Annotated in this window: 16 protein-coding genes; 8 read left to right on the top strand and 8 right to left on the bottom strand. The window is 70.0% G+C overall.

Translation table 11 applies throughout. The features are described 5' to 3' along the window. Nucleotides 1–92: 92 nt before the first annotated feature. The 3 genes from trxA to OG542_RS12180 are packed head-to-tail and all read right to left on the bottom strand — an operon-like array spanning nt 93 to nt 1,392. The gene (gene trxA / locus OG542_RS12170) at nt 93–416 is read right to left on the bottom strand and encodes a thioredoxin (RefSeq protein ID WP_328417877.1); all 324 of its coding nucleotides are present in this window, start codon (nt 414–416) and stop codon (nt 93–95) included. Between the two features lie 23 nt (nt 417–439). Continuing rightward, a complete protein-coding gene (locus OG542_RS12175; protein ID WP_184590317.1) occupies nt 440–853 on the bottom strand; it encodes a MerR family transcriptional regulator in 414 nt (137 codons plus the stop codon). Nucleotides 854–882: 29 nt separating this feature from the next. Beyond that, a complete protein-coding gene (locus tag OG542_RS12180; protein WP_311127810.1) occupies nt 883–1,392 on the bottom strand; it encodes an Lrp/AsnC family transcriptional regulator in 510 nt (169 codons plus the stop codon). Nucleotides 1,393–1,437: 45 nt separating this feature from the next. Between OG542_RS12180 and OG542_RS12185 the strand changes: the two genes are divergently transcribed. Further along, entirely contained in the window at nt 1,438–2,352 is a 915-nt protein-coding gene (locus OG542_RS12185) for an NAD-dependent epimerase/dehydratase family protein (RefSeq protein WP_328410590.1), read from the top strand. 1 nt (nt 2,353) lies between these two features. Further along, nucleotides 2,354–3,286, top strand: coding sequence for an aldo/keto reductase (locus OG542_RS12190; RefSeq protein WP_328410592.1), 933 nt, complete (start codon nt 2,354–2,356; stop codon nt 3,284–3,286). Between the two features lie 229 nt (nt 3,287–3,515). On the opposite strand, the gene OG542_RS12195 is transcribed toward OG542_RS12190, so the two are convergent. Beyond that, complete coding sequence (locus OG542_RS12195; RefSeq protein WP_328410594.1) at nt 3,516–5,036, bottom strand: ATP-binding protein; 1,521 nt, start codon at nt 5,034–5,036, stop codon at nt 3,516–3,518. 232 nt (nt 5,037–5,268) lie between these two features. After that, entirely contained in the window at nt 5,269–6,660 is a 1,392-nt protein-coding gene (locus OG542_RS12200; RefSeq protein ID WP_328410596.1) for a cation:dicarboxylate symporter family transporter, read from the bottom strand. 177 nt (nt 6,661–6,837) lie between these two features. Here OG542_RS12200 and OG542_RS12205 point away from each other — a divergent pair, with 177 nt between their 5' ends. The 5 genes from OG542_RS12205 to OG542_RS12225 all read left to right on the top strand — a co-directional run bounded on the left by OG542_RS12205 (nt 6,838) and on the right by OG542_RS12225 (nt 12,483). Continuing rightward, nucleotides 6,838–8,508 (top strand): sensor histidine kinase, encoded by a 1,671-nt coding sequence (locus OG542_RS12205; protein ID WP_328410598.1) that lies wholly within the window; start codon nt 6,838–6,840, stop codon nt 8,506–8,508. Beyond that, on the top strand, nt 8,505–9,203 hold the full coding sequence (locus OG542_RS12210) for a response regulator (RefSeq protein ID WP_261678499.1): 699 nt from the start codon (nt 8,505–8,507) through the stop codon (nt 9,201–9,203). The genes OG542_RS12205 and OG542_RS12210 overlap by 4 nt, the downstream gene beginning before the upstream one ends. A gap of 123 nt (nt 9,204–9,326) precedes the next feature. After that, complete coding sequence (locus OG542_RS12215; protein ID WP_328410601.1) at nt 9,327–10,700, top strand: extracellular solute-binding protein; 1,374 nt, start codon at nt 9,327–9,329, stop codon at nt 10,698–10,700. A gap of 16 nt (nt 10,701–10,716) precedes the next feature. Continuing rightward, nucleotides 10,717–11,637, top strand: coding sequence for a carbohydrate ABC transporter permease (locus tag OG542_RS12220; RefSeq protein WP_328410603.1), 921 nt, complete (start codon nt 10,717–10,719; stop codon nt 11,635–11,637). Nucleotides 11,638–11,643: 6 nt separating this feature from the next. Next, complete coding sequence (locus tag OG542_RS12225; RefSeq protein ID WP_193480884.1) at nt 11,644–12,483, top strand: carbohydrate ABC transporter permease; 840 nt, start codon at nt 11,644–11,646, stop codon at nt 12,481–12,483. Nucleotides 12,484–12,693: 210 nt separating this feature from the next. On the opposite strand, the gene OG542_RS12230 is transcribed toward OG542_RS12225, so the two are convergent. Then, nucleotides 12,694–14,025 (bottom strand): enolase C-terminal domain-like protein, encoded by a 1,332-nt coding sequence (locus OG542_RS12230; protein ID WP_328410606.1) that lies wholly within the window; start codon nt 14,023–14,025, stop codon nt 12,694–12,696. 35 nt (nt 14,026–14,060) lie between these two features. Next, nucleotides 14,061–15,398: a gluconate:H+ symporter gene (locus tag OG542_RS12235; protein ID WP_311127803.1), complete on the bottom strand. Its 1,338-nt coding sequence runs from the start codon at nt 15,396–15,398 to the stop codon at nt 14,061–14,063. A 152-nt stretch (nt 15,399–15,550) separates the two neighbouring features. Here OG542_RS12235 and OG542_RS12240 point away from each other — a divergent pair, with 152 nt between their 5' ends. After that, nucleotides 15,551–16,339 (top strand): IclR family transcriptional regulator, encoded by a 789-nt coding sequence (locus tag OG542_RS12240; protein WP_328410608.1) that lies wholly within the window; start codon nt 15,551–15,553, stop codon nt 16,337–16,339. A 107-nt stretch (nt 16,340–16,446) separates the two neighbouring features. Here OG542_RS12240 and OG542_RS12245 read toward each other — a convergent pair whose 3' ends face one another. Next, nucleotides 16,447–16,896 (bottom strand): PPOX class F420-dependent oxidoreductase, encoded by a 450-nt coding sequence (locus OG542_RS12245; RefSeq protein WP_328417879.1) that lies wholly within the window; start codon nt 16,894–16,896, stop codon nt 16,447–16,449. Nucleotides 16,897–16,996: the final 100 nt, after the last annotated feature.

Below are 16,996 nucleotides of genomic sequence, written 5' to 3' on the forward strand. Positions count from 1 at the left end.
TTTTGAGTTGAAGTCGCGAACAAACAAATATACGCAAGGAAATCCCCCGAGCGCAATTGCTCGGGGGATTTCCTGTTGTCCGGGCGGGTCGCCTAGAGCACGTCGGCCAGCTCCTCCAGCAGCCGCCGCTTGGCCCGCGCGCCCACCATCGACTTCACGGGCTCACCGTCGCGGAACACCATGAAGGTCGGCATCGACAGCACCTTGTAGGCGTTGGTCGTCTCCGGGTTGGAGTCCACGTCCAGCCGCACCACCTTCAGCCGGTCGCCCTCCTCGGAAGCGAGGGCCTTCAGCACCGGGGCCATCTGCCGGCACGGCGGGCACCAGTCGGCGGTGAACTCCACCAGCACCGGAAGCTCGGCGCCGATCACCTCCGCCTCGAAGTCCGTGTCTGTCACGTCTGTCACAGCTGTCATGCCGGTCACGTCGGTCACGTCGGTCACCAGGTGTCCCCTCCCAGCTCGCACTGCGGCTCCGGACCCCCCGGAGCCTCCGCCTCGGCTGCCAGCTCGGCCCGCGCCAGTTGCCGGGCGACCGTGTCCCGGACGGTGGTCAGCTCACCGATCAGGGAGTCCAGTTCGCCCAGCTTGCGCCGGTAGACCGCGAGCGACGCCGGGCACGAGTCGCCCTCGGGGTGCCCGGCCCGCAGACACTCCACGAAGGGCCGCGTCTCCTCCAGGTCGAACCCGAAGTCCTGGAGCGTCCGGATCTGCCGGAGCAGCCGCAGATCGCTCTCGTCGTAGCTCCGGTATCCGTTGCCGGTGCGCCGCGCGGGCAACAGCCCCCGCGACTCGTAGTACCGCAGCGTCCGCGTCGTGGTCCCGGCCCGTGCGGCCAGCTCGCCGATTCGCATGCGTTCGAACGTATTCCTTGACGCCCGCGTCAAGGCAACAGCGGTTTCCGCTCCACCGGGGAGGTCAGCACGATCGACGTCGTCGTGCGCCCCAGCGCGGAGACGCCCTCCAGGACCTCCTCCAGGTGGACGGTGTCCCGGACGGCGACCTTGAGGATCCAGCAGTCCTCGCCGACCACGTGGTGCACCTCGGTGATCTCGGGCCGCTCGATCAGCTCCAGGGTCCTGGGGTGCTTCAGGTTGTAGCCGCCGTGCGGGTTGACCCGGATGAACGCCTGGATGCCGTAGCCGAGGCGGGCCGGAACGACCTGGGCTCCGTAGCCGCTGATCACGCCCGCTGCCTCCAGCCGTCGCACCCGCTCGGTGACCGCCGCCGGGCTGAGCCGGACCCGGCGGCCCAGCTCGCTGAGCTTGATCCGGCCGTCGGTCTGGAGCAGCTGGAGGATCTGCCGGTCCAGCGCGTCGAAGGCCACCGAGGTTTCATCGGTTGCGGTGCGCAGATGCCGTGGTTCTTTCGGCGTGGCGGCCTGAACTCCCATGGTTCCCCCTTCAGTACGCGGATGTGCGCCAGGAGAATTATGGCCATGGAAAAGGTCCGGAACGTACTGGTCATCGGTGGAAACCGCTACGTCGGCAAGCGCCTGATCGCACGGCTGCGGGACGAAGGGCACCGCGTCACCGTGCTGAACCGGGGATCCTCCCCGCCGCCGGCCGGGGTGGAGCATCTGGTGGCCGACCGGGACGACGAGCGGTCGCTGACCGACGCGCTCGGCTCGCGCGTCTTCGATGTCGTCGTCGACCAGGTCTGTTACACCCCGCGCCAGGCGGCACTCGCCCGCCGCGTCTTCTCCGGCCGTACCGGCCGCTATGTGATGACCTCGACGGTCGAGGTGTACGAGTACGAGGACTCCCCCGCCCTCGTGCGCGAGGAGGCCGTCGTCCCGTCCACGGTGCCCGTGGACCTCGAACTGCCCTGGGAGGACCCGGCGTTCCGGGAGGCGCACTACGGGGAGGGCAAGCGGCAGGCCGAGGCGGTCCTCGCGGCCGACGGCCCGGCGTTCCCGTACACGGCGGTGCGGGTGGCCCATGTGCTGGGCGGGCACGACGACTTCACCGGCCGGCTGGCCCACTACGCCGAGCGGATCCGCACCGGCGAGCCGATCGCCGTGCCGGTGGTGAACCGGCCCGCCACCTACGTCCACGTCGAGGAGATCGCCCGCTTCCTGGCCTGGGCGGCCGGCGAGGACTTCACCGGGCCGGTGAACGCCGCCTCGCACGGGACGCTGAGCACCGAGGAGTTGTGCGAGGCGGTGGCCGCGCACGTCCCGGGCGGCCGGACCGTGTTCCGGCCCGTGGAGGTCGGCGAGGTCTCGCCGTTCTCCTTCCGCCGCTCCTACGGCATGGACAACACCCGTGCCATCCGGCTCGGCCACACCTTCGCCGACGCCCGGCAGTGGTTGCCGCGTGCCGTCGCCGAGACGCTCGGAACGGGCGCCTGACATGCGGTACAGGACACTGGGCGGGCTGCCGGTGAGCGCGATCGGGCTCGGCGCGATGCCGCTGTCCCTCGAGGGCCGACCGGACGAGAAGCGCGCCCTGGCCACCGTGCACGCCGCGCTCGACGCGGGCGTGACCCTCCTGGACACGGCCGACTCCTACCATCTGCCGGGCGCCGAACCCGGCCACAACGAACGTCTACTGGCCCGGGCACTCGCCACGTACGGCGATGACACATCCGACGTGCTGGTGGCGACGAAGGGCGGTCGCGGCCGCCCGGCCGGCGGCGACTGGACGGTGAACGGCTCCCCGCGCCACCTCAAGGCCGCCGCAGAGGCTTCCCGCAAGCGCCTCGGTGTGGAGGCGATCGGCCTCTACCAACTCCACAAGCCGGACCCCGCGGTGCCCTTCGAGGAGTCGGTCGGCGCCCTGCGCGAGCTGCTCGACGCGGGCACGATCCGGCTGGCCGGGGTGTCCAACGCGGACGCGGACCAGATCCGCCGGGCGCGCGAGATCCTCGGCGACCGGCTGGTGTCGGTGCAGAACCGGTACTCCCCCGCCGTCCGGAGCAGCGAGCCGGAGCTGCGGCTGTGCGCGGAACTGGGGCTGGCGTTCCTGCCGTGGAGTCCGCTGGGCGGGCTGGCCCGCAGTTCCCTGGACGGGCCGTCGCGGACGGAGGGAGCGGACCGCTTCGCCGCCTTCCACGCCGTCGCGGCGGAGCGCGGTGTCAGTCCCCAGCGGGTCGGCCTGGCCTGGCTGCTGGCGCGCTCCCCGGCCGTCATCCCGATTCCGGGGGCGAGCCGGCCGGAGACGGCCGGGGACTCGGCGGCCGCGGCGGACCTGCTCCTCAGCGCGGAGGAACAGGCCCGCCTGGACGAGGCCGCCGAGCCGGGCCCGATCGCGGTCGCCCCGGGTCGCCAGTCGACCAGTTCGTGAGCACGGCGTGACGGCGCCACCTGGCCGGCCGGGGCCGTACGGGAGAGCTTCGCGCCCTCGACGTCGCGGTGAGCGTCGACTGCCCGCGGGATCGGATGTCCGGGGCACCTCGGCCATGGGCGGTTTCTTCTGCACACCCGGCCCGACGATCGGGCAGCCGCCCGGACGGCCGCCGGCCTCTGCCCCGCCGGAGCCGTCGCCCTGGACTCCCCGGGCTGACGGGACCCGGCTACTCGAAGGCGTCGTCCCCCTGCCACCCCTCGGCGTCCTCGGCGTCCTCGGCGTTCTCGGCGCCGGGCACCCCGAGCAGGCGCCGGGTCAGCCGGTCGTGGTCGGAAAGGAGTTCGTCGAGGGCGGCGCGGACGTCCTCCGCCTCCGTGCCGGGTGACTCGCGCTCGGCGGCGATCAGTACGGACCTGCGGACGAGCTCCCTGGTGAAGGACGCCGTCGTGCCCTCCGTGCGGGCCACCACCTCGTCGGTGATCTCCTTGCCCAGACCGAGGCCGGAGCCGTACAGATCGAGCAGCCGGGCGCGGCCGCCGGCGTCCGGCAGGGGGATCTCCACGGCGAGGTCGATCCGCCCCGGGCGCTGGGCCAGGGCCGGTTCCAGCAGGTCGGCGCGGTTGGTGGTGAGCAGGAAGGCGACATCGGCGTCGTCGCCGAGGCCGTCCATCTCGTTCAGGATCTGGAAGAGCAGCGGCTGCTCGCCACCGCCGTGGTCGCGGGCCTCGGCGATGAGGTCGCAGTCCTCCAGGACGACCAGCGCCGGCTGGAGCATCCGGGCCAGGGCGCAGGCCGGCCCGATGGCGTCGATGCTCGTCCCGGACAGCACGACGACCGTGAACTCGGGGAGGTGGGAGAGGAGATACCGGAGGGTGTGGGTCTTGCCGGTGCCGGGCGGGCCGTACAGCAGCAGTCCGCGCCGCAGGTGCTGGCCGGCCGCGCGCAGTCGCGCACGACGCCGGGCCACGCCCACCACCTGCCGCTCCACCCGCTCCAGCAGCCCGTCGGGGAGCACGATGTCGTCGCGGGTCAGTCCGGGCCTGCGGTGGAAGCGGAACGGTCCGAGGCCGTGGCCGAACTCCGAGCCCTCAAAGGAGAGCACCTGGCCCCGGAAGATGTTGAGTTCGCGCACGAGGGTGTCGATCTCGGCGAGCAGCCGGTCGGCGAACTCCTTCTCCCCGGCCAGCACCTCGATCTCCACCTTGTCGCGCCCGTACTCGTCCTGCGGCCCGCGCAGCAGCACGGCGAACCGCTCGTCGCCCTCCGCCCCGAGGTAGAACCCGCAGGAGACGCAGGCGAGTTCCGCGTCGGGCGAGACGGGGAGCTGGGCGTAGTCGACAGCGCCGACGGTGAACCGGTCGTACCGGTCGGCCGCTTCGAGGATGTCGCCGAGGGTCAGCTCACCGTGATGCTGGGCACCACGCATACCGACGAGCTCGTACGACCGTCCGGCCCCCTCGAACCAGCGCTCCAGGGCGAGATGCACGTTGGGCAGGTCGTACGGCGGATAGGCGGCCTTGACCACGGGCCGGTCTCCCGGGGTGGAGCCCAGATGCTCCCGGAGCCGCTCGGAGAGATCGCGGCTGCCGTCACCGTCCCGGCGCTTCGGCCGGGCGACCGCCATCAGGAACTCCTGGAACAGCTCACCGATCTGCCCCATGGACAGCGGGGACGCCTCCCGTTCGGCCCCGTACCGCGCCCGATATTCGTCCGAGCTCATGATCTCGACGTGCTGTGAATCCCCCATGCCCCGCCTCCGTGCGTGCGCGCTGCGGCCAAGGTTCCCAGCCTGTGCCCCGGCGTCCGGACGGGTCAAAGCATTTGGGCGCGCGGGTGACGAGCGCGGGCGGAAACGGCGACGCCGAGCGGGCAGGTCCCTAGGGGAGGAGGACCTGCCCGCTCGGCGTTTCACAGACCGGGCGGCTGAGCGACGGGGGGACACCCAGCCGCCCGGAGTCTCGCGGAGCGGGACGCGACCGTCAGGTCTTCGCCAGCTCCTTCTCGCCGCCCTGCTCGGGCAGCTCGACGTGCTCGTCGGTCGAGCCGCCGTGGCCGTCGTCCAGCAGCGTCTTCTCGTCGAAGGGCAGCTGGCCGGCGAGGACCTCGTTGACCCGCTCCTTGTCGATCTCCTTCGTCCAGGTACCGATCAGCACGGTGGCCACGGCGTTGCCGGCGAAGTTGGTCAGGGCGCGGGCCTCGCTCATGAAGCGGTCGATGCCGACGATCAGGCCGATGCCGTCCACCAGGGCGGGCTTGTGCGACTGCAGACCACCGGCCAGGGTCGCGAGGCCCGCGCCGGTGACACCGGCGGCGCCCTTGGAGGCGACCAGCAGGAAGAGCAGCAGCGGGATCTGCTCGCCGATGGACATCGGCGTGCCCATGGCGTCGGAGATGAACAGCGAGGCCATGGTCATGTAGATCATGGTGCCGTCGAGGTTGAAGGAGTAGCCGGTCGGGACGGTGATGCCGACCACCGGCTTGCTGACGCCCAGGTGCTCCATCTTCGCGATGAGCCGCGGCAGCGCGGACTCGGAGGAGGACGTGGACAGGATCAGCAGGAACTCACGGCCCAGGTACTTGAACAGCGTGAGGATGTTCAGGCCGGAGATGACGCGCAGCAGGACGCCGAGCACGATGAAGACGAACAGGAAACAGGTGACGTAGAAGCCGAGCATCAGCACGGCGAGGCTCTTGAGCGCGTCCACGCCGGCGGAACCGGTGACGGCGGCGATGGCACCGAAGGCACCGATCGGGGCGGCCCACATGACCATGGCGAGGATGCGGAAGACGAGCCGCTGGATGTGCTCGATACCCCGCAGGATCGGCTGGCCGGCCGAGCCCATGCCCTGCAGGGCGAAGCCTGCGAGCAGGGCGATCAGCAGGGTCTGCAGGACCGACTCGTTGGTGAAGGCGGAGACGATCGTGGTCGGGATGATGCCGAGCAGGAACTCGGTGGTGTCCTTGGCCTCGGAATCGATCTGCGCGTGACCGGCGTCCTTGATCGCGTCGGTCACCGCGAGGCCGGTGCCCGGCTCCAGGATGTTGCCGACCACCAGGCCGATGCCCAGCGCGACCAGCGACATGATCGTGAAGTAGACCAGGGCGATACCGCCGACGGCACCGACCTTGGCGGCCTTCCGTACCGAGCCGATGCCCAGCACGATCGTGCAGAAGATGATCGGCGAGATCATCATCTTGATCAGGTTCACGAACCCGGTGCCGATCGGCTTCAGCCCGACAGCGAAGTCCGGTGCGGCCAGACCAACCGCGATACCGGCAGCGACCGCGATGATCACCGCGATGTAGAGATAGTGGGTGCGGTCCCGCTTGGGTTTGCGTGCGGCAGGTGCCGTATCGGCTGCGCTGGTCACGGCGGCCCTCCTTGACGACGTCGTCGGCATCACCGGCGTGCGGCTCACGTCCGGAAAACTGGGAGCGGGGCTCCCTCAGATGCGTTATGGGGAATGCCGTGACTATGTCCTGCTCTGTGAGCGCGGTCACCCTTCCGTTCATTTAGTTCACAATCAGCCACGAGGCAGACTGACGACATGCGCTTCTCCGTCCCCCGACCCCGCAGCCTGGCGGCCCAGCTCTTCGCCATGCAGGCCGTACTGATCGCGGTCGTCGTGGCCGGATGTGCACTGTTCACCTATGTCAGCGACCGCAGTCAGGCCGAGGAGGCCGCGAAGCGCCAGGCCAGGGCCGTGGCGCGCTCCGTCGCCGACTCCCCGTCCGTGCTGGCGGCGGCCCGCACGCCCGACCCGACCGCCGAGCTCCAGCCGTACGCGCTGAAGGTCATGCAGGACACCGAGGTCGACTTCATCACGATCATGAATCCGAAGGGCATCCGCTGGACGCATCCCGACCCGGACCAGATCGGCCAGACCTTCCAGGGCCACACCGGGCGGGCCCTGAGGGGCGAGACCTTCACCGAGACCTACACCGGCACCCTCGGCCCGTCGGTGCGCGCGGTCACCCCGATCCAGGACGGCAAGCGGATCGTCGGCCTGGTCAGCGCGGGTATCCGGGTCGAGGCGATCACCGAGCGTGTGCAGAGCCAGGTCACGGCCCTGGTCGGTGTCGCGGCCGGGGCACTGGCCCTGGGCGCCGTCGGCACCTACGTTGTCAACGCCCGGTTGCGCCGCCACACCCACGGGATGAACGCGGCCGAGCTCAGCCGGATGCACGACTACCACCAGGCAGCCCTGCACGCCGTACGGGAGGGGCTGCTGATGCTGGACGGGCAGTACCGTGTGGCGTTGATCAACGACGGGGGGCGCGAGCTGCTCGGCGTGGAGGGGGACGTGGTGGGCAGGTCGGTGGCCGAGCTCGGGCTCCCCGCCCCGCTGACGGGCGCGCTGCTGGCGTCGGAGCCGCGGGTGGACGAGGTGCATCTGACGGCGTCGCGGGTCCTGGTCATCAACACTTCCCCGGTGTCGGGCGGCGAGCGGCGCGGTACAGTCGTCACCCTGCGTGATGTCACCGAACTCCAGTCGCTGATGGGCGAGTTGGACTCCGAGCGGGGCTTCACGCAGGCGCTGCGCTCGCAGGCGCACGAGGCGGCGAACCGGCTGCACACGGTCGTCTCGCTGATCGAGCTGGGCCGGGCGGAGGAGGCGGTGGAGTTCGCGACGGCCGAGCTGGAGCTGGCTCAGGCACTGACCGACCAGGTCGTGGCGGCGGTGAGCGAGCCGGTGCTGGCGGCACTGCTGCTGGGCAAGACGGCCCAGGCGAACGAGCGGGGCGTGGAGCTGATGGTGTCGGAGGACAGCAGCCTGGACGACGGCCTGCTGCCCGAGACCCTCCCGGCGCGGGACCTGGTGACCATCCTCGGCAACCTGATCGACAACGCCGTGGACGCGGCGCAGGGCAGCGTGCGGGCGCGGGTGACGGTGGCGGCGTACACCCAGGACACCGAGGACTGCCCCGAGCTGATGCTGCGGGTCTCCGACACGGGCCCGGGTGTCGACCCGGAGCACACCGAGGCGGTCTTCCAGCGGGGCTTCTCGACGAAGCCGGCGGGTCCGGGCGGACGTGGTCTCGGGCTGGCCCTGGTACGGCAGGCGGCGCTGCGGCACGAGGGGACACTGTCGGTGACGGCGGCCGACGAGGGCGGGGCGGAGTTCGAGGTACGGCTGCCGCTGCGGGAGTCCGGCGCGATCGCCGCAGGCGTGACATCCGGATGCCCGGTGTCCGAGGGCTCTGGAGGCCTCGCATGACGAGCGACACGACGCACGCGAAAGACATCCGGGTCCTGGTGGTGGAGGACGACCCGGTGGCCGCCGACGCCCACGTCATGTACGTCGGGCGGGTCCCCGGGTTCGTGGCCGTGGGCAAGGCGCACACGGGCGCGGAGGCCCGCCGGGCCCTGGAGCGCACCCCGGTGGACCTGCTCCTGCTCGACCTGCACCTGCCGGACGTGCACGGGCTGCATCTCGCGCGGTCACTGCGGGCGGCCGGGCACCACGCGGACGTGATCGCGGTGACGTCGGCGCGCGATCTGGCCGTCGTACGCGAGGGCGTCTCGCTCGGAGTCGTGCAGTACGTCCTGAAGCCCTTCACCTTCGCCACGCTGCGGGACCGCCTCGTGCGGTACGCCGAGTTCCACGCGTCGGTCGGCGAGGCGAGCGGCCAGGACGAGGTGGACCGGGCCCTGGCTGCCCTGCGCGCCCCCGGCCCGGCCGCCCTGCCCAAAGGCCTGAGCGCGCCGACGCTGGAGCGGGTGACGGTGACGCTGCGGGACAGCGCGGAGGGCCTCACGGCCGCCGGCGTGGCGGAGACCGTGGGCATCTCCCGCATCACGGCCCGCCGTTATCTCGAGCACCTGGTGGACGCGGGCCGCGCGGCCCGCCGCCCGCAGTACGGCACGGTGGGGCGCCCGGAGTTGCAGTACCGCTGGGTCACCACCCAATGACGACCCGTCAGCTCTCACCTGCCGGGATCAAACCCCCGCAGACGCATTGACCTGACTAGACCACTCAACTTAGGTTCACGACGCAGCCGTCCCGGCCACAAAGAAGTGCGCCCGTAGGAGGTCGTGCCCGTGCGCCCCACCGCCGCTCTCACACCCCTCGTCGCCCTGGCCCTCGCCGCGTCCACCCTCACCGCCTGCGGCGGGGGCTCCGGCAGCGACCCGGACACCGTGAAGATCTCCTTCAAGCAGTCCACGGACAACTCCATCAAGGTGATGGACACGTATCTCGCGGACATCAAGAAGCAGTTCGAGAACTCCCACCCCGGCAAGAAGGTCGAGCTCGTCCCGATCAAGGCCCCGGACTCGGAGTACTACACCAAGCTCCAGCAGATGCTCCGCTCCCCCAAGACCGCGCCCGACCTGGTCTACGAGGACACCTTCCTCATCAACTCGGACATCACCAGCGGCTATCTCAAGCCCCTCGACCCCTATCTCGCCAAGTGGCCGGACTGGAACGAGTTCATCGACACGGCGAAGGCGGCGGCCAAGGGCGAGGACGGCAAGACCTACGGCGTCCCCGACGGCACCGACACCCGCGGCCTCTGGTTCGACAAGGACATCTTCAAAAAGGCAGGCCTCCCCGCCACCTGGCAGCCGAAGACCTGGAACGACATCCTCACCGCCGCCCGCACCATCAAACGCGAAGTCCCCGACACGATCCCCCTCAACATCTACACGGGCAAGCCGGTCGGCGAGGCCGCCACCATGCAGACCTTCGAGATGCTGCTCTACGGCACGAACGAGGGCCGCACGGACCCGCTCTACGACAAGTCGAGCAAGAAGTGGATCGCCGGCGGCCAAGGCTTCAAGGACGCCCTCTCCTTCGTCGAAACCGTCTACAGGGACAAGCTCGGCCCGGACGTCTCCGACGCCCTCGACCCGAACGTCATGACCCGGGTCCGCGGCGAGTGGCTCCCGCAGGGCAAGCTCGGCATCGCCCTCGACGGTTCCTGGCTGCCGCAGGACTGGCTGTCGGGCAGCGGCCACGAGTGGCCCGAGTGGTCCGAGAAACTGGGCCTGGCCGCCATGCCGACCCAGAACGGCCAGGCGCCCGGCAAGGTGAGCATGTCCGGCGGCTGGACCTGGTCGATCCCGGCCAAGGCCGGCAACCCGGACCTCGCCTTCGAGTTCATCAAGACCATGCAGACCAAGGCCAACGCACAGAAGTGGTACATCGCCAACTCCGGCATCGCGGTCCGCGAGGACGTGGCGAAGGATCCGGCCTACGCCACGGCCCAGCCCGGCACCAAGTTCTTCACCGACCTGGTGCAGAGCACCCACTACCGCCCCGCCTACCCGGCCTACCCCAAGGTCTCCGTGGCCATCCAGGAGGCGATGGAGGGCGTGACGACGGGCGACGCGTCGGTGGACGAGGCGACGAGCGCCTACACGGACGCGCTGAAGGACGCGACGGACAACCAGGTGGCCGAGCGATGAGCGAGGGCCTTCAGGTATGACCGCCACAGCACCACACCCGCGGCTCACGAAGGCCCCCGAGGACACGCACCCGGCACGCGGCCCCCGCCTGCCGGTGCGGATCCTGCCCCTGACCCCCGCGGTCGTCCTCCTGCTCCTCTTCCTGGCCGGCCCGATCGCCTACTGCGTCTACATCGCCTTCACCGACCTCCAGCTCACCGGCCAGGCCCAGGAGTCGTTCGTCGGCTTCGACAACTTCACCCGGGCCTTCGGGGACGAGGCGTTCCTGAACGCCGTATGGCTGACGCTGGTGTTCACCGTCCTCTCCTCCCTCATCGGACAGAACACGCACGGCCTGGCCCTGGCGGCACTGATGCGGCGCGCGTCGAAACCGGTCCGCACGCTCACCGGCGGCATCGTCGTCACGGCATGGGTCCTGCCGGAGGTCGTCGCGGGGTTCCTCCTCTACGCCTTCTTCCGCCGCGAAGGCACCCTGAACGCCATCCTGGACTGGCTGCACCTGCCCTCCCAGAACTGGCTGTTCACCCTCCCGATCCTGGCGGTGTCGTTCGCGAACGTCTGGCGGGGAACGGCCTTCTCGATGCTGGTCTACTCGGCGGCCCTGAACGAGATCCCCCAGGAGATCACCGAGGCGGCCGAGGTCGACGGGGCGGGCGGCTGGCGCCGCCTCTGGCACATCACCCTCCCGATGATCCGCCGCTCCATCGGCACCAACCTGATGCTCAACACCCTCCAGACCCTCTCGGTCTTCGGTCTGATCTGGGTCATGACCAGGGGCGGCCCCGGCGGCAGAAGCCAGACGCTCCCCCTCTTCATGTACGAACAGGCCTTCCAGAACAGCCTGATCGGCTACGGCACGGCGGTCGCCCTGCTGCTCCTGCTGGTCGGCTCCCTGTTCTCCCTGGTCTACCTGCGCCTGCTCCGCACGGAGGTCTGACCGCACATGACCCACACCCTCTCCTCCCGCCGCACGACCCGCCGCCTGGCGGCCGACGCGGGCCTCCTGGTGGTCGCCGCGGCCTTCGTGCTCCCCCTGGCCTGGGTGGTCCTGTCCTCCCTCGACCCCGACGCGGGCCTCCGGGTGAAGGCCCCCGACGGCCTCACCCTGGACAACTTCGACGCGATCCTGACCTCCGAGATCACCTTCACCCCCCTCCTCAACAGCCTGATCCTGTGCGGCGGCGCGACCCTGCTCACGGTGGCCTCCGCCGCCCTCGCGGCCTACCCGCTCTCCCGCTTCCGCTCCCGCTTCAACCGCCCGTTCCTGCTGACGATCCTGTTCGCCACCAGCCTGCCCATCACGGCGATCATGGTCCCGGTCTACGCGCTCTTCGTCCAAGTGGACCTGATCGACACCATGCAGGGCACGATCTTCTTCTTCGCCGCGTCCCAACTCCCCTTCGCCATCTGGCTGATGAAGAACTTCATGGACGGCGTCCCCAAGGAACTCGAAGAGGCCGCCTGGACCGACGGAGCGAGCCCCCTCCAGTCCCTGCTCCGCATCGTCCTGCCCCTCATGGGCCCCGGCGTGGCCGTCGTGACGGTCTTCTCCTTCGTCATGATGTGGGGCAACTTCTTCGTCCCCTTCATGCTCCTGCTCACCCCCGACCAGATGCCGGCGTCCGTCAGCATCAACGACTTCTTCGGCAACCGGGGCATGGTGGCGTACGGGCAGCTGGCCGCGTTCTCGATCATCTACTCGACGCCGGTGATCCTGCTGTACGTACTGATCTCACGGCGCTTGGGAGGGGGCTTCGCGCTGGGCGGGGCGGTCAAGGGCTGAACGCGTTGTGGCTGGGCGGGGTGGGCGCACAACTCGGCGCGGCGAGGCCCTCGGCGTCGGTGCTGAGGCCGGGTGGATCCGCAGCCCGGCGTAGCGGGGTGCCGCTGCGCCCACCCGTGCCGCCCCCAGCGGCACGCATGCCCGCAGCTATGCGGACCCGCACCCCCCGACACGGCCCCGACCCACCACCACCGCGCAGGCGCTATGCACCTACCGCACCAGACACGGCCGCTTCCCATCGAACTCCCACCCCGGAACCAGGTACCGCATCCCCACCGCATCGTCCCGCGCCCCCAGCGCCTTCTCCCGGTAGAGCTCGTGCGCCGCGAGAAGCCGGTCCATGTCGAGCCGCACCCCCAGTCCCGGAGCATCCGGAACCGCGACCTCGCCGTCGACGATGCGCGGCGGGGAAACAGTGAGCCGCTCCAGCCCCTCCTGCCAGATCCAGTGCGTGTCCAGCGCGTTGTACTCCCCCGGAGCCGCGGCCCCGCAGTGAGTCACCATCGCCAGCGAGATGTCGAAGTGGTTGTTCGAGTGGCACCCCCACGTCAACCCCATCGCGTTGCACAACTGTGCCACCCGCACCGACCCCCGCATCGTCCAGAAGTGCGGATCGGCCAGCGGAATGGACACCGACTGAAGAGCCAGCGCATGCGCCATCTGACGCCAGTCCGTAGCGATCATGTTCGTCGCGGTCGGCAACCCGGTCGCCCGCCGGAACTCCGCGAGAACCTCCCGCCCCGAGTAACCCCCCTCCGCCCCGCAGGGATCCTCGGCGTACGCCAGCGTCCCCACCAGCGGCCGGCACAGCTCGACCGCCTCACCCAGCGACCACGCCCCGTTCGGGTCGAGCGTGATCCGCGCCTCGGGAAAGCGCGCCTTCAGCGCCCGCACCGCCGCGACCTCCTCCGAACCCGCCAGCACACCCCCCTTGAGCTTGAAGTCCCGGAACCCGTAGTGGTCGTAGGCCGCCTCCGCCTGCCGGACGATCGCCTCCGGCGACAGCGCCTCCTCGTGCCGCACCCGGTACCACTCCACCGAAGCCCCGGGCTCCCGCACGTACTCCAGGTCGGTCCGGTCCGGATCACCCACGTAGAAGAGATAGCCCAGCACCCGCACGGAATCCCGCTGCTGCCCCTCACCCAGCAGCGCGGCGACCGGCACATCGAGATGCTGCCCGAGAAGGTCGAGCAGCGCCGACTCCACCGCGGTCACCGTATGAACCGTGGTCCGCAGGTCGAAGGTCTGGGCACCCCGCCCACCGGCGTCACGGTCGGCGAACCGCTCACCGATCTCCCGCAGCACCCGCTGGTAGTCACCCAGCTTGGTCCCGACCACGAGCGACTCGGCATCCCGCAGCGTCTGCGTGATCTTCTCCCCGCCGGGCACCTCCCCCAGCCCGGTACGCCCCTCGGAGTCGGTGAGAACGACGATGTTGCGGGTGAAGTACGGTCCGTGCGCGCCGGAGAGGTTCAGCTCCATGCTGTCCCGCCCGGCGACGGGGTAGACGGCGAACTCGGTGACGGTCGGCTGACTGCTCATGCTGGTCCAGTCCTTTGCGTGATGGATGAATCGGTCTACAGCCCAAAGACGTCCAGCGCCCACTCGACCGCGAGCACGCCGCCGAGCCCGAGCACCGCGAGCACCGTCGTATAGGACGTACGCACCTTGATCGCCTCGACGACGGACAGGTTGAAGTACTCCTTGAACAGCCAGAACCCGGGATCGTTCACATGCGAGAACGCGATGGAGCCACAGGCCACGGCCAGCACCATCACCTCCGGGTGCACCCCGCTGCCCGCCAGCAGTGGCAGCGCGACACCGGAGGCCGTGACCACGGCGACCGTGGCCGAGCCGAGCGCGATCCGGAGGATGACGGCGACGAGCCAGGCGAGGACGATCGGCGAGATGGACCAGCCGTCGGTGACGTCCTTGATGTAGTCGGAGATGCCGCCCTCGACGAGGACGTTCTTGAAGGCCCCGCCCGCGCCGATCACCAGCAGGATCATCGCCATCGCCTGGGCCGCCGAGGCACAGGAGGCACCGACCTCGCTCAGGCTCCGCCCGATCCGCGGCCCGAACACCCAGATCGCCAGGCACAGGGTCAGCAGCAGGGCGATCGGCGCCGAGCCGATGAAGGCCACGGCATGCAGCACCGGGCTCTCACCGGACGCGGCCATGTCGGTCACCGCGGCGGCCACGATCAGCACCACGGGGAACAGCGCCACGAAGAGCGACCAGCCGAGGCCCGGCATCTCCTCCTCGGTGAACTCGCGCTCGCTGACCAGGCCCTTGGGGATGGCGGGCGTCAGCCTCGCGACGAACGGAAGGCGGGGCCAGGTCAGGGCGATGAGCGCCCCGGCGGGTACGGCGATGAACAGGCCGTAGAACAGCGTCAGTCCGACGGAGGCGTGGAAGGTCGCGGCGACGGCGGTGGGGCCGGGGTGCGGAGGCAGGAAGCTGTGCATGGTGGACAGGGCGATGGACATCGGCAGCCCGACCCACAGCAGCTTCGCGCCGGTGACCCTGACCAGCGTGAACGCGATGGGCACGATGATGACGAACGCGACCTCGTAGAACATGGTCACGCCGATGAGCATGGACGTGACCACCATGGCCACCTGGACCCACCGCGGGCCGAAGGCGTCGAGGAGCTTGCCGGCTATGCGCTGTGCGGCGCCCGAGTCTCCCATCACCCGGCCGACCATGGCGCCGAGCCCGATGGTCAGCATGGTGTCGCCGATCTGGTCCCCGATGCCCTCGGAGAGGACGTCCGGGATGGTCGCCACCGGAATGCCCCGGACCAGTGCGACCCCCACCGCGACGAGCAGCAGGGCCGCGAAGCCGTTCATTCTCAGCCGGGTCATGAGCAGGAGCAGGACCAGAACGCTGATCCCGACGACGAGCAGAGGCAAGGCAGTTCCCCTTTGAACTGGTGAGGCTCATCCCTGTATGCAGATGGTGTCTACGTATGCAGATGGAGGCTAAGTGCGTGAACGGAGTGGGTCAATGGCCCGGGCGATCACAGATTGATGTGCACGATCGACGCGGACCTACGATTGAGCCCATGCAGGAGAGGAGAGGCGTCCGCGGTGTGAAGTCGGCGTCCCGGACGGTCGCGCTGCTGGAACTCCTCGCGGAGCGGGGCGAACAGCCCTCGCGCCTCGACGAGCTCGCGGAGGACCTGGGCGTGCCGCGCAGCAGCATGTACCAGCTGCTCCAGACGCTCGTCGACTCCGGCTGGGTCCGCACCGACGCCACCGGCTCCCTCTACGGCATCGGGATCCGCGCGCTGCTCACCGGCACCGGATATCTCGACGGGGACCGCCACATCCGGGCGGTCCGGCCGTACCTGGACGAGGCGTCGGACGCGCTCGGCGAGACGATCCACATGGCACGACTCGACGGCCGGGACGTCGTCTACCTCGCCACCCGCGAGTCCCACGAGTATCTGCGCACCATCAGCCGGGTCGGCCGCCGCGTCCCGGCCCATGCCGGCGCGCTGGGCAAGGCTCTGCTCGCCGAGCGCGCCGACGTCGAGCTGCTTCTCGACGAAGAGCCGTTGACCGGCCTCACGGAGAACACGCACACCGACCGCGGCGCCCTGCTCGCCGACCTGGCCCGGGTGCGCGAGCGCGGCTACTCCATCGACCGCGAGGAGACGGTGCCGGGCATCGCCGGCTTCGGCTTCGCCCTGCGCTACGGAACACCGGCCGTCGATGCCATCAGCTGCTCGGTCCCGGTGGCCCGGCTGACCCCGGAGCACGAGACCCGCATCGTCTCCGTGATGAGCGACATCCGAGCAAGGATCGAGTCCCGGCTGCCACCGGCCTCGGGCGTACCGGACTGGCGTTAGGGCCTGTCGCGAAAGAGATCTGTCGCGAAAGAGATCTTCAGAACAAAAACAGGGGGCGCGGGCCGAGCCACCCGCACCCCCTCACCGCACCGCGACCGCGACCGCGATCAGCCGCTCACCCCGTCCGGCAGAACCCCCGCCCGGAACGGCTCCACACCTTCGAGCGTCCGCACGCGCGTCGGCTCGATCAGCAGCATCACCCGGCGCTCGCCGGGCAGCATCCACGGATACCGGTCCTGCCCGAGGTACTTGCGCGTCAGCCGGTCCATGCCCCGCTCCGCCTCCTCGCCCTCGACGAACCGGACGACCTTCCCCCGGATCTCCGCCCGGTCGTACGGGTTCTCCGGGTCGTGGTGAGACAGCGAAACGTACGGATTGCGCCGCAGGTTCTCCTCCTTCACCCGCCCGATCGAGGTGTTGACCATGACGTACTCGTCTTCGATGTCCGCCCACATGGGCGACACCTGAGGCGCCCCGTCCGCACCCACCGTCGCGAGATGCCAGAAGTTCGGCGCGAGAAGTCGCTCGCGAATATGCCCTTTGAGCTTGCCATTCATCTGAGTCACTGCCTTTCCGGGTCCATGATCATCGAGTCCGGGGCCATCCCTACCCCCAACCCGCCCCGACCGGCAAGCCGATCTTCAGCCCCGGCCGAAC

Origin of the sequence: Streptomyces violaceus (assembly GCF_036014075.1) — a bacterium.
In the GTDB taxonomy this organism is placed as follows: Bacteria; Actinomycetota; Actinomycetes; order Streptomycetales; family Streptomycetaceae; genus Streptomyces; species Streptomyces violaceus.